Below are 18,602 nucleotides of genomic sequence, written 5' to 3'. Positions count from 1 at the left end.
TCGGCACCAGGTCGTGACGCTACGGGAGCCGGCTGCCGGGCTCCACCCTGCTACCTCGACCCGGAGGCCCGCAGCCGTGCCGAGAGGGGCTCGAGCGCCGCCACCAGCTCGTCGAGCTCGAGCGGGTCCAGCGCCTCGTAGGGAGCCTCGGCGAGGGCGTCGGTCAGTGCCTCGATCCTGGCCTTGGTCGCGCGCCCCGACTCCGTGAGGCGGCCCTCGGGGTCGAGGAGACCACGGTCGCGCAGGCCGTCCATGACCGCGGCCAGGCGGGGCGCCGGCAGGTGGTGGATGCGGCCGAACGACTCGGCCGGGTAGATGCCCATGTCGAGGGCGCTGAGCACGTGGGCCTCGGTCCCGCCGACCTGCTCGGACACCAGGGAGACGACGTGGCCGTCACCCCGGTGCTCGCGGAGCACGGTGGCCGCGTGCCAGAGCCGGGCCACCGGCTCCCCGGGCACGGGGAGCGAACGGAGCCCGGCGTACATCACCCGCCCCTCGACCGGCGCGCTCGTCGCGGCCCGGGCGAGGAGTGCGGCGGCACGCCCGAGCCCGGAGGTGCCGACGAGGTCGCCGAGGATCCGCCGCAGGGCTGCGACGCAGCCGCGCTCCCGGGCGGCGTGCGCCTCCTCGGGCGTGGTCGTCTCCCAGACCCGCGGGACGTGGCGGGCCACCTCGCCGTCGGCGAAGCTGTAGAAGGCGGCGTCGACCACCTCCGCCGGGACCCGGCCGAGCGGCGCGGAGCGGCCCGCGAAGTAGCCGTCCCAGTAGTTGCTGAACCCCAGCGCCGCCATGGCCTCGTGGGGCTCCTCGGAGAAGAAGTTGACCAACGAGATCGGCTCGATGAGGTCGTGCAGTCGCCGGGCGACCGGCTTCGGGTGCGGCATCGCTGCTCCTGTCGACGTGGCGACCGTCGCAGCCGCCTCTCACCAGTGCCACGAACAGGCCGGCCGCGATCCGACACCTGGCCGCTACCTGCCGAGGCGCGGGACGACCGGGCGGACGCGGCCGGCAGGCCCCACGATGGGGGCATGCCCCGAGCCACGACCGTGCTGTCCAGTGCCGCGTACGCCGCCCTGTCGGTCGCCGACACCGTGGCGGCGGGCAGGAGCGGTGCCGGGGCCCGACGGCTGAGGCGCGTCCTCAAACCTGCGTTGATGCCGACGCTGGCGACCGCGTTCGTGTCGGGCACCCGGGGCGGGCGCGCTCCCGCCGGCACCGACCGGCTGCGCACCGGCACGGTGGCCGCCCAGGCGCTGTCGTGGGGCGGTGACGTGGCGCTGCTCGGCACGAGCGAGCGGGCCTTCCTGGCCGGCGTCGGGTCGTTCTTCGGTGCGCACGTCGCCTACATCGCGGCCTTCCTGTCGGTGCGCGGCCGGAGCGACGAGTACGACACCACCGGCCTCAAGGTGGCGTGCGGCCTGTGGCTGACCACGGCGCCCGTGATGAGCCTCGCTGCGGGCCGGAAGGACCCCGGCCTCCGCGGCCCGGTCGCCGCCTACGCGACGATCCTCTCGGCGATGTTCGCGACCTCGCGCATGCTCGACCCGGCCCTGCCGCCGGGGGCGCGCCGCACGCTGCAGGCGGGCACGGCGCTCTTCCTCGTCTCCGACACCCTGCTCGCGGTGCAGGAGTTCGTCCTCCCTGAGCCCCGCCCCGCCGTCGAGTCCGCGGTGATGGCCACCTACACGGCGGCCCAGGGCCTGATCGCGGTGGGAGTCGCGCGCGCGGCCTAGGGTGGGCCCCATGCAGACCACCTCGCTGACTGACCTGGCCCGGCAACACCTCGAGGCCGCCCGCGCGGCGGGGTCGGGGCGCTCGTCGGTCACGCTGTACGGCGGTCGCGAGCACGACCTCCGCCAGACACTGATCGCGATGCAGGCCGGGACGGTGCTCGGCGAGCACGAGGCCCCGGGCGAGGCCACCCTGCAGGTGATCGAGGGCCAGGTGACGCTGCACGCCGCCGGTGACGAGTGGGAGGCCGAGGTCGGGGACCACCTGGTGATCCCGCAGCAGCGCCACGACCTCGCCGCTCGCACGGACGCGGTGGTGCTGCTGACGGTCGCCACCCGCGGCTCGGCCGGCTGACCGCCCCGGAGCCGTCCGTGGACCCCGCCTACCGCGTCACCCGCCTGTCGACCACGCCCGTCAAGGGGTTGGCGCTGCACCACCCCGACTCGATCGAGCTGACGTCGGACGGCGCGCTCGGCGACCGGGTCTTCTTCCTCGTCGACGACCACGGCGAGGTCCAGAGCTGCACCGCCAACCGCGGCCTCTTCGGCCTGACCGCCGCGTACGACAGCGCCTCCCGTCGCCTCGCGATCACCCGCGGGCAGGAGGTGGTGATCGAGGGGGTCGCCGAGCCCGGCCCGGCCGTCACCGTCGACCTGTGGGGCGTCCGCACCGTCGTCGCCGACACCGTCGCGGACCCTGCGTGGAGCGCCCTCTTCTCCGACCTCGTCGGCAAGCCGGTGCGGTTCCTGCACGCCCGCGGCTCGGCGTACGACGTGTGGCCCGTGACGCTGGTCGGCACCGCTTCGCTCGACGAGCTCGCCCGTCACGGCGCCGACGGGCTCGACGCGCGACGCTTCCGCATGCTGGTCGAGTTCTCGGGCGGCGACCCGCACGTGGAGGACTCCTGGGCGGGGAGCCTCCTCGAGGTCGGTGGTGCGGTCGTGCGCGCCGGCGGCCCGGTCAAGCGGTGCGCCGCGACCACCCGCGACCCCGACTCGGGCGAGGTCGACCTGCAGACGCTCCGCTTGATCACCTCCTACCGGGGCCGGCAGGAGTCGGAGTTCGGGGTCGGCGCCCACTTCGGCGTCTACGGCGAGGTCGTCGAGCCGGGCCGGGTCTCCCTCGGCGACCGGCTCACGCCCGTCGGCGACGCGTGATCAGCTGAGGATCCGCGACCGGTCAGGGTCGAAGAAGGGCCGCAGCGAGACGCGGGCCGGCACCCGGGTGCCGGCGACGTCAACCTCGAAGCTCCCCGCGGCGAGCCCGCCGGCAGTCACGCCGCCCTCGCGGGTGAGGCCGGCGATGCCGCAGGCCGCACCGAGCGAGTGGCCGAAGCCGCCGCTGCGGACGTGGCCGACCGGCTGGTCGTCCCAGTAGACCGGCTCGTCGCCGACCAGGTCGTGGTCCGGGGAGTCGAGCAGCACGTTGACGAGCCGGGCGGAGGGCGGGCCCGCCTCGCGCTGCGCGAGCAGGGCGTCGCGCCCGACGAAGCCGCCGGGCTTGTCCCAGGCGACCGCGAAGCCGAGCCCCGCCTCGAGCGGGGTGTCGCCGGAGTCGATGTCGTGGCCCATGTCGCGGAAGGCCTTCTCGAGCCGCATGGTCTCCAGCGCGCCGAGGCCGGTCGGGAGGAGACCGAGGTCCTCTCCTGCCTCGCGCAGCTGCTCGTAGAGCGTGGCGCCGAACTCGGTGGGCACCAGCAGGTCCCAGCCCAGCTCCCCGACGTAGGTCACGCGCAACGCCCAGAGCGGGGTGTAGCCGAGCTCGACCTTGCGCGCGGTGAGGTAGGGGAACGCGGCGTCGGACCAGTCGTCGGGGCTCAGCCGCTGGAGCAGCTCGCGCGAGCGCGGCCCCTGCACCGACAGCATCGCGTGCCCGCTGGTCACGTCGGTGACGGTGAGGAACTCCCCCGCCCGGGTCTGCCGGCGGATCCAGGCGGGCACCCGGCGGTGGATGTTGTCGCCGCTCACCACGACGTACGCGTCGTCGGCCATCCGCGTCACCGTGACGTCGGCGATGATCCCGCCGCGGTCGTCGAGCCACTGCGTGTAGACAACTCTCCCGGGTGCCGTGTCGACGTCGTTGGCGCACACCCGGTTGAGCACGGCGCAGGCGTCCGGGCCCTGCACGAGGTGGTGCGACATCAGCGACATGTCGAAGATCGCGACGCTGTCGCGGGCCCGCAGGTGCTCCTCCCGGGTGCGCTCGAAGGCCTCGCCGCGCGCGTAGCCCCACTCGACGGTCGGGGTCACGCCCGGGCCGGCGAAGTAGTCGGGGTACTCCCACCCGCTCGTCGCGACGAAGTGGGCGCCGTCCGCGACGTGCTGGGCGTGGTACGGCGAGCGGCGGACGTGGCGTCCGAGCCGCGGCTGGGCGTTGGGCCAGGAGAGGTCGTTGAGCAGGAAGCCCAGCCGCTCCACCGTGCGCTCGCGGCGGAAGAGCCGCGTCGCCTGGAACTCGTGCGCCCGGTCGACTCCGACCGTGGTGACGTCGATGGGCGGGTGCTCCTCGAGCATCCACTGCGCCATCACGTGCCCGAGCCCGCCGCCGGAGAGGATGCCGATCGAGTTGAGGCCGCAGGCGAGGTAGAGGTTGTCGACCTCGGGCGACTCCCCCAGCATCGGCGACAGGTCGTCGGTGAAGCTCTCCGGTCCGCAGAAGAGCGTGCGGATGCCGGCGTCCTCGAGCGCCGGGAAGCGCCGCATCGCGACCTCCAGGAACGGCGCCAGCCGCTCCCAGTCGGGCGGCAGGACCGCGAAGGCGCTGTCCCTCGGCGTGCCGTCGAGCGCCCACGCCTTGCCGACGGGCTCGAACATCCCGACCAGCAGGCCGCCACCTTCCTCGCGGTAGTAGCCGTAGGCCTCGCCGTCCTCGATCACCGGCACGGACTCCGGAGTGACTCCCGGGATCGGCTCGGTGAGCAGGTAGTAGTGCTCCGCGGCCTGCAGCGGCACGGTGACCCCCGCCTTCGCCGCCAGCTCGCGGCCCCAGAGGCCGGCGGCCAGCACGACCTTCTCGCACCCGACGTCACCCCGGTCGGTGCGGACCCCGACCACCCGGCCGTGGTCGAGGACGAAGTCGGTGACCTCGGTGTCCTGGAAGATCCGGACCCCGCGCTGCCGCGCGCCCCGGGCCAGCGACATCGTCACGTCGACGGGGTTGGCCCGCCCCTCGTCGGGCGTCCAGAAGCCGTGGACGACGTCGTCGGTGCGCATCAGAGGCACCAGGTCGGCCACCTCGCGCGGCGACAGCACGTCCTTGGTCATCCCCACCGACCGCATGTACGCCGTCTCGCGGCGCAGGTTCTCGTCGGCGCGCGCTGTCGTGGCCAGTTGCAGGTAGCCGCACCGGCGGAACCCGGTGGCGACCCCGGTCTCCTCCTCCAGCCGCGCGTAGAGCTCGGCGGAGTAGCGCGCCATCCAGAGCGCGTCCTCGCTGGCGCCGCCCGAGACCACCTCGCCCGCGGCGTGCCAGGTGGTGCCCGACGTCAGCTGCTTGCGCTCGAGCAGCACGACGTCGGTCGCCCCCAGCAGGGCGAGGTGGTAGGCGATCGACGTCCCGACCATGCCGCCGCCGACGACGACGTACTGCGCCCGCTCCGGCAGGTCGCCCGACCCGGCCTGCGTGGTCTCGCCGGCCCGGGCAGCGGCGGGGTTGATGGCCGTGAAGTCCAGCGACATGCTGCGCAGCCTGCCACTGGTTGAACGGCTGTTCAATGGGTCGGCGCAGCACGCGCCGCTCAGGCTCCCGGTCGTCCGGGGCGTCGCGCTCGGTCCTCCTCGTGCAGGCTGACGCGTTCGCGCAGGAACGGGAGCGGGACCGACGGGTCCGTGCTGTCGAGCTCCCGGGCCAGCCGGTGCGCGTCGAACACCGCCTCGGAGGTCATCCGGGGGGCCACCGCGTCCCCGACGCGGTGGAGGGCGACGACCCCGGCGTCGCGCAGCGCCTCGACGTCGGCAGACAGCTCGTGGAAGAGCTGGTCGTCGGACGTCTGCTGCGTGACCAGGACCAGGCCTCCTGCGGGGAGCCGCCAGGCGTCACCGAGGTCGTCCTCCCCCCAGACCGACCCGGTGTCGAAACCGTCGAGAGTGATGCCGCGATGGGTGCGGACTCCTCGCCGGTGCAGGTGCGCGCGCAGGTGCTCGCCCTCGAGCGTGTGGTCCGAGACCGGGGAGACCACGGGGAAGGGGGTGACCAGGTGCACCTCGGAACCCTCGTCCGCCAGGAGCTCGGCGACACCGGACCCGACGAGGTAGCCCTCGCAGTCGTAGACGACGACCCGGCCGGCGCGCGGTCTCAGCCCGCCGGCGACCTGCTCGGGCGTCAGCACGTCGGGCAGGTCCGCACCGACGAGCGGGTCGGGGCGGCCGGGTTGCACCCCGTCGTCGCGCCAGCGGGAGCCGGTGGCGAGCACCACCACGTCGGCGCCGTACTCGAGCACCTCGGCGGCAGAGAGTCGGCGGCCGGTGATGACCTCGACCTCGGGGAGCTGGTCGAGCTGGACCTGCCGCCAGTCCAGGACCCGACCCCAGTCCCCCAAGGTCGGCAGGCGCCGCATCCACCGGAGCTTGCCGCCGACCTCGTCCTCCGCCTCGACGAGGTGGACCGCGCGGTAGCCCCGCCGTCCCAGCACGAGCGCGCACTCCAGACCGGCGGGGCCTGCCCCGACGACGAGCACCCTCGTGTCGGGCGTGACCGTGGGCGGATGGCGTTCGGGGTGCCAGCCCCGGCGGTACTCCTCACCTGCGGAGGGGTTCTGCAGGCACCCGACCCGGTCGAAGGCCTCCTCGCGGAGGATGCACACGTTGGAGCCGGTGCACTCGCGGACGTCCGCCAGCCGACCTTCGGCGATCTTGCGCGGGAGGAACGGATCCGCGATGGCGGGGCGGGCGGCCCCGATCAGGTCGACCGCACCGGAACGGACGACCTCGGCCATGAGGTCGGGGCTGGTGTACCTGCCGACGCCGACGACGGGCTTGCTCGAGACCTCACGGACCCGGGAGGCCCAGGGCCGCTGGTGGCCTTCGGGGAAGTACCTCGAGCTCCCCGAGTCCTCGGGCCAGCTGCCGACGTTGACGTCCCACAGGTCGACCATCGGGTCGGCGAGCCCGATGAAGCCCAGCATGTCGTCGATGTCGATCCCGGGGAGCCCGTCGCGTCCGTGTACGGCGGTCCTGACAGCGATGGCACAGTCGCGGCCCACCGCCTCGGCGACGGCCTCGATGGTCTCCAGGAAGAGCCGGGCACGGTTCGCGAGGCTGCCGCCGTAGCCGTCCGTGCGTCGGTTCGTGTGCGGCGAGAGGAACTGGGTGAGCAGGTAGCCGTGGGCGCCGTAGACGTAGACGATGTCGAAGCCGACGTCCCGGGCGCGCCGGGCCGCCCGGACCCAGTCGGCACGGACCCGCTCGATGTCGTCGACGGTCATCTCCTTGGCGAGACCGGCCCAGGTCTGCGCCGACGCCACCTGGCTCGGTGCGAGCCGGTGGTTCCTGCTGTCCCCGTTGGTGCTCTCGGCGCCACCGTGGTGCAGCTCGATCCCGGCCAGCGAGCCGTGCGCGTGGATCGCCTCCACCGAGATCGCCAGCGCCCGGGCGTCCTGGTCGTCCCACAGGTTCGCGCCGACCTCGGGAGTCTCGTCGGTGTCGCGGCTGATCGGGGCGTAGTCGAGGCAGACCCCGCCCCAGCCGCCTTCGGCCTTGACCGCCCGGAACGCGGCCTGGGCGCGCGGCCTGTCCGTCCCGAAGCCACTGGCGTGCGGCACCTGGTAGAAGCGGTTGGGCAGCAGCTTCGGCCCGACCTGCAGCGGCTCGAAGAGGACGGCGTGCCGTGCGTCCAGCCGCGGATCCTTCCCCAGCTCGGAGATCGGGGCTGGGGCTCGGCCCGGCCGGCTCTCGTGGTCCACGAGACCCATCAAGGCAGAAGGACGGCTCCGGGGCCAGACCCTCGTGCTCTGCGCTCTGCGCTCGACGCGAGCCCGTACCCGGTCCACACTGGCACCGGGGCCGGCCCACGTTGGCCGCGGTCGGCTGTTCCCGTGCGGGGACGGCCGGGGCACTTCCCGACGACGCTGGGACAACCGATGGTTCGTGTGGCCGCCGTCCAGGCAACTCCGGTGTTCCTCGACCGTGAGGCGACCGCCGACAAGGTCTGTGCCCTGGTCGGGGAAGCCGCAGGGCGGGGCGCGGAGCTGATCGTCTTTCCCGAGTCGTTCATCCCCGCCTACCCCGACTGGGTGTGGCGCACCCCTGCGTGGCGCGATGCAGCGTTCATGCAGCTCCTCCATGCGAATGCGGTCAGCGTGCCCGGACCCACCCTGGAGCGGATCGGGGAAGCGGCGTCGGCGGCGTCGGCGTACGTCGTGATCGGGGTGACCGAGATCGAGGGCGGCACGTTGTACAACACCCTGCTGTACCTGGGTCCGGACGGGCAGGTCCTGCAGCGACACCGCAAGCTCATGCCCACGGGCGGGGAGCGGACGGTGTGGGGGATGGGGGACGGCTCCGAGCTCGGCGTCATCCGTACGCCCTTCGGAGTCGTCGGGGGGCTGCTGTGCTGGGAGAACTACATGCCCCTGGCCCGGGCGGCGATCTATGCCCAGCACTGCGACATCTACCTGGCACCGACGTGGGACAACAGCGACACCTGGGTGGCCACCTTGCGCCACATCGCCAAGGAGGGCGGCCAGTTCGTCATCGGCGTCGCGCCGCTGCTCCGCGGCTCGGACGTGCCCGAGCCGTTGCGCGGGACGCTCTACGGCGTGGACGACGACTGGATGTCTCGCGGCTACACCACCATCGTCGCCCCGGGCGGTGAGGTGATCGCGGGACCGGTGTCGGAGCGTGAGGAGATCCTCTACGCCGACCTCGACGTGGCCGCGGTGCACGCACAGCGGAGGATGTTCGACCCGGTGGGTCACTATGCGCGACCCGACGTCTTCACGCTCCACGTCGACACGCGGGCCAAGCGCGCGGTCATCTTCGACGGGGACGGCCCGGGCTGAGCCTCAACCCTCCTGGGCGCCGGGGTCGTCGAGCACGTCGCGCCAGGAGTGGCGCGGGTCGAAACCGAGAAGGTCGCGCGCCTTGTCGATGGCGTAGAAGGTCTCGTCGCGGCCCATCTCCCGGCGCACCTCGACCCCGTCGTAGAAGCGGTCGCGGATCTCCTGCGTGGTCGCAGCCACCGACATGTCGGCGTTGGCGACGTTGAAGACCTGGTAGCCCAGCCCGTCGGTCTCGAGGCAGCGCTGCACCATCTGGCCCAGGTCGCGCACGTCGATGTAGGCGAAGAAGTTGCGGCGCCGCAGCGACGGGTCGGCCAGGAACGCCGGGAACTTCTCGGCGTACTCGTGGGGCTCGATCACGTTGTTGATCCGCAGCCCGAAGACGTCGGCGCCGGTGCGGGCCTGGAACGAGCGCCCGGTCACCTCGTTGGCGACCTTCGACATCGCGTAGGAGTCCTCCGGCACGGTCGGGTGCTCCTCGTCGACGGGGAGGTAGAGCGGCCGCCGCTCGCCCTGGGCGAAGCAGACGCCGTACGTCGTCTCCGAGGAGGCGAACACGACCTTGCGCACGCCGAGGCGGGTCGCCGCCTCCAGGACGTGGTAGGTGCTCAGCACGTTGGTCGCGTACGTCGCGGCGTCGGGCCTGAGCAGGATCGCCGGGACCGCGGCGAGGTGCACGACCGCGTCGTACGCCGGCTTCTCGGGCAGGTCCAGCTCGTCGAACGTCGCGAGCCCCGCGAGCGCCGACCAGGTCTCGCCGGCATCGGTGAGGTCGACGCGGAGGTCCGCGACGGCCGGGTGTCCCAGCGGGACGAGGTCGGCGTTGGTGACGTGGTGGCCCTGCTCGGCGAGGTAGGGCGCGACGTGCTTGCCGGCCTTGCCGCTGCCACCCGTGAGGAAGATGCGCATGGACCTTCTTACCCTGCGGGCGCCTGCGCGACCCCTCCCGGTCACCGCTGCCTCGGGCGCCTCGCGTCCCCGGGGAGGCCGAACTCGGTGCGCACACCGGGGCTGAAGGCGGCGTGGTCGGGCGGCCGGTCCGCCAGTCCGGGCAGCCCCACCGAGGCCATGAGGCCGTCATCGAGAGCCAGCACCTCGGCGTCGTGCACCGGCCAGGCCTCGTGCTGGTTGGGGACGTAGAGGGTGCGCCCCCACCAGCGCACGTGCAGCCCCCAGCGCGCGCTGACGAAGTCGTCGAGCGCGGTCGGTGTGCGCCGCTCGCCCGCGCGGACCACGACGTGGCTCCCCGGTCGCGACCCGCGCCGGCGCAGCCGCGCGTCGTACGTGTGCACGTCGCCGTCGGCCCGGTGGCGCATCCGCGCCCAGCGGTAGGGCAGGCCGAACGCCGCGCGGGCACCGGCCACCACCGCCGCCCGGTCGGCGTCGAGACTGAGGAAGACGATGCCGCGTCGTCCGGTGTCGTCGACGGAGTAGAGCCGGACGTTGGTCTCCAGGAACGACCCCAGCCACGGGACGCCGGGACCGCGCGCGATGCCCGCGTCGACCATCCGGAAGGGGATCAGCCCGACGTAGGTGACCCCGTCGAGGGTGTCGGGGCGGACGCCGGGCGGCATCCGGTGCGCGACCTCCTCCGGGGCGGCCGCCCAGTGCAGGAAGGTCAGGTCGCACCAGCGCTGGTTCATCATCACCCGGCCGGTCAGCTCCGGCGCCTCCGCGGAGACGGGCTCGACACCGGAGTCGCTCACGTCGCCAGCCTAGGTCGGGCGCGGACGAGTCGTCTCGGGGGCCGCATCGGGCGACCGGTCGTACATACCGAGTTCTGGGGCTTGTGCCCGCGACGGCGCGGTGGCACCGTCAGCGACGTTGGGGGGACACGCTCGAGGAGGCAGTCGTGCGCTCACGTTCTTCGTTTGCCCTTGCCAGTGTCATCGGCCTGATGGCCGCCGGGGCGGTGGTCGGTGTCACCACCGACGCCTCGTCCGCCACGTCGCAGCACTCGCCATCACCCGCCCGCTACGTCGGCGAGCGGGCGCCGCTCGCCACCCAGGCGAAGGCGCCGGCGGCGACAGGGCTGCCCACCCCGGGCGATGCCCTCGGCGGGAACGAGACCAAGAGTCCCGAGGTCGAGGCCCGCCAGAACTCGCCCCAGGGTGGGTCGAACGTCCTCAACGGCAAGGTCCGGCCGCCGTCGGCCGCGTCGGTGCCCGTCACGCAGAACCCCAACGGGGTCACCAGCAGCTTCGAGGGCTCCAACCACTTCGACAGCCGCTACTCCGACGGTGGCAACGCGTTCTCCGGCGAGCCGCCGGACCAGGGTCTCTGCGTCGGTGGCGACTACGTCTTCGAGATCGTCAACTCCGTCGTGCAGGTCTACACCAAGTCCGGGACGCCGCTGATCGCCGGCACCAAGGCCTTCCCCGACGGTCCCTCGGTCGGCCTCTCCCTCAACGAGTTCTACGAGCTCCCCCCGGCGATCGTGCGTCCGAGCGGCCCGTACGGCCCCTTCATGTTCGACACCGCCTGCCTCTACGACCCGACCACCGACCGGTGGTTCGTGACGTCGGCGAACCTCGACCAGGACCCGACCACCGGCGACTTCACCGGCACGAACCAGGTGTGGCTGGCCGTCAGCGAGACCGACGACCCGCTGGGCGCGTGGCAGATCTGGTCGATCGACACCACCAACAACGGTGAGAACGGCACCCCCGACCACGGCTGCCTCGAGGCAGCGTGCTTCGGCGACTACCCGCAGATCGGCATGGACGCCCACGGCTTCTACATCACGACCAACGAGTTCGAGTTCTTCGGCGACGGGTTCAACGGCGCCCAGGTCTACGCGCTCTCCAAGGACGACCTGGTCGCCGGCGTCGAGGACCCGACGATGCAGATGTTCGAGAACGTCCCCACGTCGTCGTACAACGACCTGTCCTACACGATGCAGCCCGTCAACGCGCTGCCCGCCGAGTGGGCCACCTCGCAGGGCGGCACGATGTACTTCGGGATGTCGGGCTCGCCGTTCACCGCGGGCCTCGCGAGGTCGATCGCCCTCTACTCGCTGACGAACACCTCGTCGCTCGACACCGACTCGCCGGACCTGGCGCTGGAGGAGACGAGCGTGGCCACCCAGCCCTACGCCACGCCCGGGTTCGCGCAGCAGCAGAACGGCCCCACGCCGCTGCTCGACTGCGTCAACTCCGTGTCGTGCATCGGCGTCCGTTACCCGAGCATCAAGTCGCCGAGCGTGCTCGACGCCGGCAACTCGGGCAAGGTCTACGGCGCGTGGCTCCACGACGGTGACGTCTACCTGACCACCGGCACCCCGCTCACCGGGTCGGGCGCCGCCTGGTACAACACCAACAACGGAGCGTGGAAGGCCATCAAGCAGCGGACCGGCGTCGCCTGGTTCGTGCTCCACCCCAGCCAGAGCGGTGCGCTGTCGGCGTCGCTGGGCGGCAACGGCTACGTCGCGGTGCAGGGCGCCAACCTGACCTACCCCTCGATCGCGGTCGGCCCGACCGGAGCGGGCGCGATCGGCGCCACACTCGCCGGACCGAGCTACTACCCGAGCGCAGCGGTCGCCAGGTTCCGGGCGGGCCAGGCGCCGGAACGGGTGCAGGTCACGGGTCAGGGGGTCGGGCCCAACGACGGCTTCACCGCCACCGGCGAGGGCGGCTACGACCCGCGCTGGGGCGACTACGGCGCCGCGACGGTCACGCCCGACGGCACGATGTGGTTCGCGAGCGAGTACACGGCCTCGCAGTGCACCGACGCGGAGTTCGCGCTCGACACGACGTGCGGCTACCGGCGCAGCTTCTACGCGAACTGGAGCACGCACATCACGGCGGTGCAACCGCTCGGCTGAGCGCCCGCCAGCCGCCGCCTCCCGGGTCCAGCCCCGGGAGTGCGGCGGCCGCGGCGTGCCGCGGGAGGCCGGGTCAGGAGGCGATGTCGGGCGTACCGTCGCTGTCGGCCCGCGCGGCGACGCGCGCGCGGTGCTCGGCGCGGCGCTCGACGAAGCGGGACGCCTGGGTGTCCAGCCCCTCGAGGAAGGTCGCGAGCTCGTCGCGCGCCCGCTCGCCCACCTCGCCGAGGTCGGTGCGGTCGAAGACGTCCCAGTGGCGCAGGATCGGCATGATCACGTCGTCGTGGTGCAGCCGCAGGTCGTAGATCCCGGCCTTGGCGATGATCATCGAGTTGCGTCGGAAGCCGGCCATCGTGGCGCCGGGCATCTCGAAGCCGATGACCTCGTCGGCGATGGCGCGCATGGTCTCGTCGGGAGCGATCTCCAGCGCCGCCGCCACGATGTTGCGGTAGAAGACCATGTGGAGGTTCTCGTCCTTGGAGATCCGGGCGAGCATCCGGTCGGCGACCGGGTCGTGGGTGACCTTGCCGGTGTTGCGGTGCGAGACCCGCGTGGCGAGCTCCTGGAACGACACGTAGGTCACCGCCTCCAGCGGCGTCTTGTCACCGGAGTCGTAGCCCGAGGTCATGTAGTCCATCCGGGCGCGCTCCAGCTCGACCGGGTCGACGCCGCGGGTCACGACGAGGTAGTCGCGCATGGCGATGCCGTGACGGTTCTCCTCCGCGGTCCAGCGACCGACCCAGGTGCCCCACGCCCCGTCGCGACCGAACCGGGTGGCGATCTCGCGGTGGTAGGACGGCAGGTTGTCCTCGGTCAGCAGGTTGGTGATCATCGCCGCCTTGGCGGTCTCGGAGAGCCGGGACTGCTCCGGAGCCCAGTCCTCGCCACCCAGGAAGGCGAAGTCGCGACCCTCGCTCCACGGGACGTAGTCGTGGGGGTGCCACTCCTGGGCCATCCCGAGGTGGCGGTCGAGGTTCTCGGCGACGACAGGTTCCAGCGCCTCCAGCAGATGGTTCGCAGAGCTCACGGGCACTCCCTCGGTCGGCTGCGTGCGAGCGTACGCCCCCGGCCCCGCCGGCTACGTCGGCGCGCGCCGTCACGGAGCCTGCGCACGGGGGACCGGCGACGCCTGCGGGCGCCTTGCGACAGGATCGACCGGTGAAGAAGTACCTCCTCCTCGACCACGACGGGGTCCTGGTGGACACCGAGCCCTGGTACTTCAGGGCCGGTCAGCGCGCCCTGGCGGACCTCGGCCTCTCGTTGGACCGGGACGACTACCTGCACGACATGAGCCGGGGGCTCGGCACGTGGGCCCGGGCCAGGGCGGCAGGGGTCGGCGAACCGACCATCACCAGGCAGCGCGAGCTCCGCGACACCTACTACCAGGAGTACCTGCGGACCGAGGCCATCGAGATCGACGGTGTCGTCGACGCGCTCGCCGAGCTGGCCCGGCACGTCCGCATGGCCGTCGTCACGACCGCGAAGCGGGTGGACTTCGACCTCATCCACGAGCAGCGCCGGATCGTCCCGTTCATGGACTTCGTCCTCGTGCGCGAGGACTACCAGCAGGCCAAGCCGCACCCGGAGCCGTACCTGACGGCCCTGGAGCGGTTCGGTGCCGACCGCCACGAGGCGCTGGTGGTGGAGGACTCGGCCCGGGGCCTGGCCTCCGCCGTGGCGGCCGGCATCGACTGCGCCGTCGTCCACAACGACTTCACCCGGGGACAGGACTTCTCGCTGGCGACCTGGCGCAGCGACTCCCTGCGCCAGCTCACCGGCATGGTTGCCCCATGAGCCAGGGCACGACGCGGGAGCAAGGGTGCATCTTCTGCGCCATCGTGGCCGGACAGGCCGAGGCAAGCGTGGTGCACGAGGACGAGGCCGTGGTGGCCTTCATGGACCTGCACCCGGTCACACCCGGCCACCTGCTCGTCGTACCACGCACGCACGCGGTCGGCCTGGAGGACCTCGATCGAGCCACGGGCGCTCAGGTGTGGTCGGTCGGTCACGACCTCTCGCGAGCGCTGCGCCGGTCCCGCTTGGGCGCCGAGGAGGATCAACGTCATGGTCTGTGACGGCGAGGTCGCCTTCCAGACGGTCCTCCACGTCCACCTCCACGTGATCCCTCGCTACGCAGGAGACGGCTGGACCGTCGTCCCGGAGCCGCTGGAACGCGGGAGGTCGCTGCTCGACGTCGACGCGCAGGCCATCAAGGACGCCATCGCGTCGGGCGAATGACTCTGGACGCACCCTGCGAGTGAGTAGCGTGACGGCATGGACAGCCGCCCGCCGTTCCCACCGTTCACCGCGGAGACCGCCGCACAGAAGGCCCGTGCCGCCGAGGACGCCTGGAACTCGTGCGACCCGGCTCGCGTCGCGCTCGCGTACACGGTCGACAGCCGGTGGCGGAACCGCGAGGTGTTCGTCCACGGCCGTGCCGAGATCGAGGCCTTCCTGACCCAGAAGTGGGCCCGGGAGCTGGACTACCGGCTGATCAAGGAGGTGTGGACGTACGGCGGCAACCGGATCGCCGTCCGGTTCGTCTACGAGTCCCACGACGCGCAGGGTCAGTGGTTCCGCTCGCACGGCAACGAGAACTGGGAGTTCGACGAGCACGGCCTGATGCAACGACGTCACGCCAGCATCAACGACATCGCCATCGACGAGTCCGAGCGGCTCTTCCACTGGGACCGGCCCGGCCCGCGGCCCGCGGACCACCCCGGCCTCACCGACCTCGGTCTCTGAGCCGCGCTGCCGGCGCCGCCCGCGACGCCGTCGGCCTGATGAGGCGTGGACGCCTGTGCGGCCCGATGGCTATCGTCGAGCCGGACGTGGGGCCCGCGCCGACCGAAGGGGAACCTGGTGAGCGACGACCTGAGTCGGCTGGCCGACGACTGCTGGGAGGCCGCGGCGTCGCGCGAGCCGACCTACCTCCGGCACCTGCTCGGTGACTACTCCGCGGTCGACTCCTACGAGGGGGCCAGCCGCGAGTCCGATGCTCGGTTCGCGGCGACGATGCGGGAGCTGGCCCGGCGGGCGGAGTCCATCGACGAGGGCACGCTCGACGAGCAGGAGCGGATCACCCGGTCGGTGGTGGCCTCCTACGGGTCGACCTCGGCCGACCTCGCCGCCACGCCGCTCGGCGACCTCCGCGCCGACCCGATCAGCGGCATCCAGGTCGACCTGCCGCTGGTGATGGGGCTGCTGACGGTGCCCGACGAGGCAGTGGCCGCGCAGATGCCCGCGAAGCTCGACGCCGTCGGTGTCCACCTGCGCGAGACCGCCGACCGCGTGCGCGAGGGTGCCGCCGACGGGTGGGTGCCCGCCGCGTACCTCGTCCGCGAGACCATCGCGCAGATCGGTGCCGCGCTCGCGACGCCGCTGTCCGACGACCAGGTCGTCGCCGCGATCTCGCTGCCCGACGGGATCGACGACGGCGCTGTCCGCGAGGCGCTGCGCGCCGCCGTCGAGCGCTCGGTGCGTCCGGGCCTCGAGGCCTACCGCCAGGCGCTGCGTGACGTGCTCCCGCAAGCACGACCCGAGGAGCAATGCGGCCTCTCGTGGCTCGAGGGCGGCGAGGCGACGTACGCCGCGGCGCTGCGCTACTTCACGACCACCGACAAGACCGCCGAGGAGATCCACGAGATCGGGCTGGCCCAGCTGGCCCACCTGGCCGACGAGTACCGCGAGCTCGGCCCGGAGGTGGTCGGATCGGACGACCTCGACACCATCTTCGACTCGCTGCGGAGCGACCCGAAGCTGCACTACGAGCACCCCGACGAGCTGGTCGAGGACTCACGGACGGCGCTGGCGCGCGCCGAGGCCGCGATGGCGGACTGGTTCGAGGTCGTCCCCCGCGCCTCCTGCGCGGTCGAGGGCACCGAGGTGGGCGCCAAGGCGTTCTACTTCCCCCCGGCCAGCGACGGGTCGCGCGGCGGCACGTTCTTCGTCAACACCTCCGACACCTCGGCCTGGGGACGGTTCGAGCTCGAGTCGCTCGCCTTCCACGAGGGGGTGCCCGGGCACCACCTGCAGCTCGCGATCGCCGACGAGCTGCCCGCGTCGGTCCCGAAGCTGCTCAAGTACGCCGTCAACGACGCGTACGCCGAGGGGTGGGGGCTCTACTCCGAGCGCCTGGCGGACGAGATGGGCCTCTACTCCTCCGCCCTCGACCGGATGGGCATGTTCAGCGCGGACTCGCTCCGGGCCTGCCGGCTCGTGGTCGACACCGGCATCCACGCGTTCGGCTGGAGCCGCCAGCAGGCGGTCGACTTCATGCTGTCCAACTCGCCGCTGGCCGAGGGCATCTGCCGGCCCGAGGCCGACCGCTACGTCTGCTACCCGGGCCAGGCCACGTCGTACATGATCGGTCGGCTGGAGATCCAGCGGATGCGCGCCGAGGCCGAGCAGCGTCAGGGTGACCGCTTCGACATCCGGGCCTTCCACTCGGCTGTCCTCGACAGCGGCGCGCTGCCGCTCGACGTCCTCGACCGCGTCGTCGCCTCGCGGCTCGGCTAGCGACGGGTGCCGCTCGCCTTCGTGAGCGACTTGACGGCGGCGTTGAAGACGGGCCAGCCGTTCATGCCGCCGTTGACCTTCTGCCGCACGAGCTCCCAGTCGCCGGCGCGGGCAGCCTGGTCGACGCCCCGCTCACCGAAGTACTCGACGAGCACCTGCGCCGCCGTCGACGGCGCCAGCGCGAGGTGTGGATGCTGCTCGAGCGGGACGCCGATCTTCTTCCCGTAGGTCCGGTAGTTGGCCCGGCCGGTGAGCTGGATGTAGCCGCGGCCGTGGTAGCGGGCGCCGTCGCCGGGCCTGGTGTTGCCGAGGTCGGCGCGGCCCTCGTACATGCGCGTGAAGTAGTCGTCGTCGCCGAACTCGTTGATCGGCTCGAAGACCCGGCCGACCTCGGTGACCACGGTGGCGGCCGCCGCGATGTTCACGGCGTCGCCGGCCATGCCGCCGCGGCGGAGTGCCTGCTGCAGGCGCGGCCAGTTGGCGAGGACGTGTGCAGGCTCGGCGTCGACGGCGTCGGCGATCTGCCGCGGCGGGAGCCAGCCGGCGCCGTCCGCGGGGTCGCCGTCGTCCGGGTCGTCCGCGGCCGCGGCAGCGCCGATCGCCTGCCACGTGCGCTGGTCGACCACACCGGTCACCCGGAGCCCGCGGCGCTCCACCCGGGCGCCGGTGCTGTCGTGCGTGCGCTGGAAGGCGCGGACACCGTGCTCGGTGATGTCGCCGAAGTAGCCGTCGTCGTCCAGCAGCAGCATCGCCTGGAGCTGGGCGACGATCCCCTTGCCCGTCTCGGGGCGCTTGTCCCGGCACCCGTTCTCGAGCGGCGGCTCGGTGACCACCCGCCACTCCGGGCTGGTGTCAGCTCCCCGCCATCCGTGCGGGAACGTCGAGCGCAGCGAGGCGAGCGAGGGCGCGTTGCCCTGCTGCAGGTGCGGGTAGTCCTTGAACGACTTCCAGTCGCCGCCCCACTCCAGCCCGAGGCCCTTGCAGATGGCCACGAACGCTCTCCAGTCGGGGTGGTCCTGGTCCCACACCGCCCGCCCGTTCTTGACGACGGCGAAGTCGAAGGCGAGCCCGAAGTTGTGGTAGCTCTCGCCGGGCCGGGCGTTCGTGACGATCGCGCCCGGGGTCTCCCGACCCTGGGCGTAGAGGCGCCGCTGCTCCTCGTAGCTGCGGAGGGCGCTGACGACGAACACGTCGACCTTCTCGCTCGCGGCGGTGGCGAAGGCCTTCTCGGCCTTCTTCCTCAGATCAGGTTGCAGTCCGGTCAGCAGCTGCAGATTCCCCTGTGCCATCGGACGTGCTCCCCTCCGCCGGCCACGCGCCGACCACGCCACTGTCGCCGTGCCGCGTCACCCGGGCGTCACGTGTCCGGTGTATCTCGCGAACCGCACCGTTCTCTGGGAGGTAGGGACACCGGCAAGGGCCGGCCCTGGTCTAGTCAGGAAGTCACGTGGTGGCGGTGGACAGTCAGCAGAGGTACAACAGGGAGTCAAGGAGATCCGGGCGGACCTTGGTACGCAACCGAGCCACACAGCC

General features: G+C 72.4%; 17 protein-coding genes. 10 read left to right on the top strand and 7 right to left on the bottom strand.

The window, feature by feature from the left end; translation table 11 throughout:
- Positions 1-50: 50 nt before the first annotated feature.
- Positions 51-884, bottom strand: coding sequence for an SCO6745 family protein (locus ACFPGP_RS01570; RefSeq protein ID WP_378585946.1), 834 nt, complete (start codon positions 882-884; stop codon positions 51-53).
- A gap of 144 nt (positions 885-1,028) precedes the next feature.
- Between ACFPGP_RS01570 and ACFPGP_RS01565 the strand changes: the two genes are divergently transcribed.
- From ACFPGP_RS01565 to ACFPGP_RS01555, 3 genes are read left to right on the top strand one after another with little or no spacing between them, the layout of a single operon-like run.
- Complete coding sequence (locus ACFPGP_RS01565; protein WP_378585944.1) at positions 1,029-1,733, top strand: lysoplasmalogenase; 705 nt, start codon at positions 1,029-1,031, stop codon at positions 1,731-1,733.
- A 10-nt stretch (positions 1,734-1,743) separates the two neighbouring features.
- Complete coding sequence (locus ACFPGP_RS01560; RefSeq protein WP_378585942.1) at positions 1,744-2,085, top strand: cupin domain-containing protein; 342 nt, start codon at positions 1,744-1,746, stop codon at positions 2,083-2,085.
- 17 nt (positions 2,086-2,102) lie between these two features.
- On the top strand, positions 2,103-2,888 hold the full coding sequence (locus ACFPGP_RS01555; RefSeq protein WP_378585940.1) for an MOSC domain-containing protein: 786 nt from the start codon (positions 2,103-2,105) through the stop codon (positions 2,886-2,888).
- Here the strand turns inward: ACFPGP_RS01555 and ACFPGP_RS01550 are convergent, their stop codons facing one another.
- Positions 2,889-5,408, bottom strand: coding sequence for an FAD-dependent oxidoreductase (locus ACFPGP_RS01550; protein ID WP_378585937.1), 2,520 nt, complete (start codon positions 5,406-5,408; stop codon positions 2,889-2,891).
- A gap of 59 nt (positions 5,409-5,467) precedes the next feature.
- Complete coding sequence (locus ACFPGP_RS01545) at positions 5,468-7,639, bottom strand: oxidoreductase (protein ID WP_378585934.1); 2,172 nt, start codon at positions 7,637-7,639, stop codon at positions 5,468-5,470.
- A gap of 168 nt (positions 7,640-7,807) precedes the next feature.
- Between ACFPGP_RS01545 and ACFPGP_RS01540 the strand changes: the two genes are divergently transcribed.
- On the top strand, positions 7,808-8,728 hold the full coding sequence (locus tag ACFPGP_RS01540; protein WP_378585931.1) for a carbon-nitrogen hydrolase family protein: 921 nt from the start codon (positions 7,808-7,810) through the stop codon (positions 8,726-8,728).
- Between the two features lie 3 nt (positions 8,729-8,731).
- Here the strand turns inward: ACFPGP_RS01540 and ACFPGP_RS01535 are convergent, their stop codons facing one another.
- Both ACFPGP_RS01535 and ACFPGP_RS01530 read right to left on the bottom strand, forming a co-directional pair.
- A complete protein-coding gene (locus ACFPGP_RS01535; protein ID WP_378585928.1) occupies positions 8,732-9,637 on the bottom strand; it encodes an NAD-dependent epimerase/dehydratase family protein in 906 nt (301 codons plus the stop codon).
- Positions 9,638-9,678: 41 nt separating this feature from the next.
- A complete protein-coding gene (locus ACFPGP_RS01530; RefSeq protein ID WP_378585925.1) occupies positions 9,679-10,434 on the bottom strand; it encodes a YqjF family protein in 756 nt (251 codons plus the stop codon).
- Positions 10,435-10,580: 146 nt separating this feature from the next.
- On the opposite strand from ACFPGP_RS01530, the gene ACFPGP_RS01525 reads away from it, so the two are divergent.
- Positions 10,581-12,551 carry a hypothetical protein gene (locus tag ACFPGP_RS01525; RefSeq protein WP_378585922.1) on the top strand — a complete coding sequence of 657 codons (1,971 nt, stop codon included), beginning with the start codon at positions 10,581-10,583 and terminating at the stop codon, positions 12,549-12,551.
- Positions 12,552-12,624: 73 nt separating this feature from the next.
- Here the strand turns inward: ACFPGP_RS01525 and ACFPGP_RS01520 are convergent, their stop codons facing one another.
- Positions 12,625-13,578 (bottom strand): acyl-ACP desaturase, encoded by a 954-nt coding sequence (locus ACFPGP_RS01520; RefSeq protein ID WP_378585919.1) that lies wholly within the window; start codon positions 13,576-13,578, stop codon positions 12,625-12,627.
- A gap of 131 nt (positions 13,579-13,709) precedes the next feature.
- Between ACFPGP_RS01520 and ACFPGP_RS01515 the strand changes: the two genes are divergently transcribed.
- The 5 genes from ACFPGP_RS01515 to ACFPGP_RS01495 all read left to right on the top strand — a co-directional run bounded on the left by ACFPGP_RS01515 (position 13,710) and on the right by ACFPGP_RS01495 (position 17,069).
- Positions 13,710-14,345 (top strand): HAD family hydrolase, encoded by a 636-nt coding sequence (locus ACFPGP_RS01515; protein WP_378585916.1) that lies wholly within the window; start codon positions 13,710-13,712, stop codon positions 14,343-14,345.
- A complete protein-coding gene (locus ACFPGP_RS01510; RefSeq protein ID WP_378585913.1) occupies positions 14,342-14,626 on the top strand; it encodes an HIT family protein in 285 nt (94 codons plus the stop codon). The genes ACFPGP_RS01515 and ACFPGP_RS01510 overlap by 4 nt, the downstream gene beginning before the upstream one ends.
- A complete protein-coding gene (locus tag ACFPGP_RS01505; protein WP_378585910.1) occupies positions 14,616-14,789 on the top strand; it encodes an HIT domain-containing protein in 174 nt (57 codons plus the stop codon). The genes ACFPGP_RS01510 and ACFPGP_RS01505 overlap by 11 nt, the downstream gene beginning before the upstream one ends.
- 36 nt (positions 14,790-14,825) lie before the next feature.
- Positions 14,826-15,296, top strand: coding sequence for a nuclear transport factor 2 family protein (locus tag ACFPGP_RS01500; RefSeq protein ID WP_378585907.1), 471 nt, complete (start codon positions 14,826-14,828; stop codon positions 15,294-15,296).
- Between the two features lie 117 nt (positions 15,297-15,413).
- Positions 15,414-17,069 (top strand): DUF885 domain-containing protein, encoded by a 1,656-nt coding sequence (locus ACFPGP_RS01495; protein ID WP_378585904.1) that lies wholly within the window; start codon positions 15,414-15,416, stop codon positions 17,067-17,069.
- On the opposite strand, the gene ACFPGP_RS01490 is transcribed toward ACFPGP_RS01495, so the two are convergent.
- Complete coding sequence (locus tag ACFPGP_RS01490; RefSeq protein ID WP_378585901.1) at positions 17,066-18,358, bottom strand: M15 family metallopeptidase; 1,293 nt, start codon at positions 18,356-18,358, stop codon at positions 17,066-17,068. The genes ACFPGP_RS01495 and ACFPGP_RS01490 overlap by 4 nt on opposite strands.
- Between the last annotated feature and the right edge of the window lie 244 nt (positions 18,359-18,602).

This window comes from Nocardioides taihuensis (assembly GCF_042657275.1).
GTDB classification, from domain to species: Bacteria; Actinomycetota; Actinomycetes; order Propionibacteriales; family Nocardioidaceae; genus Nocardioides; species Nocardioides taihuensis.
This window is presented reverse-complemented; position numbering and strand designations above follow the sequence as displayed.

Coding starts and splice junctions, on each gene's coding strand:
- ACFPGP_RS01570 (WP_378585946.1), bottom strand. CDS start 884: ATGCCGCACCCGAAGCCGGTCGCCCGGCGACTGCACGACCTCATCGAG.
- ACFPGP_RS01565 (WP_378585944.1), top strand. CDS start 1,029: ATGCCCCGAGCCACGACCGTGCTGTCCAGTGCCGCGTACGCCGCCCTG.
- ACFPGP_RS01560 (WP_378585942.1), top strand. CDS start 1,744: ATGCAGACCACCTCGCTGACTGACCTGGCCCGGCAACACCTCGAGGCC.
- ACFPGP_RS01550 (WP_378585937.1), bottom strand. CDS start 5,408: ATGTCGCTGGACTTCACGGCCATCAACCCCGCCGCTGCCCGGGCCGGC.
- ACFPGP_RS01545 (WP_378585934.1), bottom strand. CDS start 7,639: ATGGGTCTCGTGGACCACGAGAGCCGGCCGGGCCGAGCCCCAGCCCCG.
- ACFPGP_RS01540 (WP_378585931.1), top strand. CDS start 7,808: ATGGTTCGTGTGGCCGCCGTCCAGGCAACTCCGGTGTTCCTCGACCGT.
- ACFPGP_RS01535 (WP_378585928.1), bottom strand. CDS start 9,637: ATGCGCATCTTCCTCACGGGTGGCAGCGGCAAGGCCGGCAAGCACGTC.
- ACFPGP_RS01510 (WP_378585913.1), top strand. CDS start 14,342: ATGAGCCAGGGCACGACGCGGGAGCAAGGGTGCATCTTCTGCGCCATC.
- ACFPGP_RS01505 (WP_378585910.1), top strand. CDS start 14,616: ATGGTCTGTGACGGCGAGGTCGCCTTCCAGACGGTCCTCCACGTCCAC.
- ACFPGP_RS01500 (WP_378585907.1), top strand. CDS start 14,826: ATGGACAGCCGCCCGCCGTTCCCACCGTTCACCGCGGAGACCGCCGCA.
- ACFPGP_RS01490 (WP_378585901.1), bottom strand. CDS start 18,358: ATGGCACAGGGGAATCTGCAGCTGCTGACCGGACTGCAACCTGATCTG.